Source organism: Rhizobium sp. P1_E6 (genome assembly GCF_056405875.1).
Map to the genome: position 1 here is coordinate 1 of NZ_JBFUBG010000315.1, position 855 is coordinate 855.

General features: G+C 56.3%; 1 protein-coding gene and 1 pseudogene. Both read left to right on the forward strand.

Annotated elements, in window-relative coordinates; all coding sequences use genetic code 11:
- Positions 1–337: 337 nt before the first annotated feature.
- Positions 338–463: pseudogene (locus AC1D35_RS36470) on the forward strand (IS6 family transposase); the annotation flags it as partial.
- Between the two features lie 98 nt (positions 464–561).
- Positions 562–855 (forward strand): transposase (locus tag AC1D35_RS36475; RefSeq protein ID WP_477942916.1); only part of this gene is annotated, 294 nt, incomplete at its 3' end.

Here is an 855-nt window from a genome sequence, read left to right on the forward strand (position 1 = left end):
TTCGTAAACCGCGCGCAGTCGTGATCGGAACCGATCGCGGCAGCTTACGATTTAGAAACAGCTAATAATAACACGATACGTTGAGTGATACGCGTACTCTTATCGAATTAACCCAGATTTTCCCTCCTGGAGGAAGCAGCGGCTTGCGGACGTTCTCAAGCTATCAATCGTTTTACCGGGCGAGGCGTTGTCAGATGGTGAGTTTGCAAACGGAAACGGGCGGCGTGAATTGTTTTGCTGCCAAGCCTTCAAGATAGTCGCGAAGTTCGCTGAACACGCTTCCAGACGGTGTTGTCACGTAAACCTGCGGTCAGTGAGTGGCGGTAGAGATGGTGGGATGAAGAGTTCCGCTATCAGCTATAAGCGTCACCGTTTCCCGCAACAGATCATCGCCCATGCGGTTCGGTTGTACTTTCGGTTTCTGCTGAGCCTGCTGGTCAAGGAATGGCTGCTGGGGCGCGGCTGTCGAGCCTGATAGGGTCGCGCAGGGGCGTTGGTGCACGGATCGTTTATTGATGATGGGATAATCGGCTGCGATCGCCTCAATCTCGTGCCACCACTATGCCCTTCAAACACAATGCCGCCCGCCGCCATCGTATCGGCAAGATGAAGTTCAAGGTGACGAACTGGGCAGAATACGAAGCCGGCCTTCGCCGTCGCGGCAGTCTGACGTTTTGGATAATACCGGAAGCGCTGTCGTTCTGGCAGGCGCCGAAGCGGACGACACGCGGCGGCCAGCCTCGCTATTCTGATCTGGCGATCGAGACCGCCTTGACGCTGGGGCTGGTGTTCGGCCTGCGTCTGCGACAGACGGAGGGCTTGCTGGTGTCGGCGCTCAAATTGATGGGGTTGGAT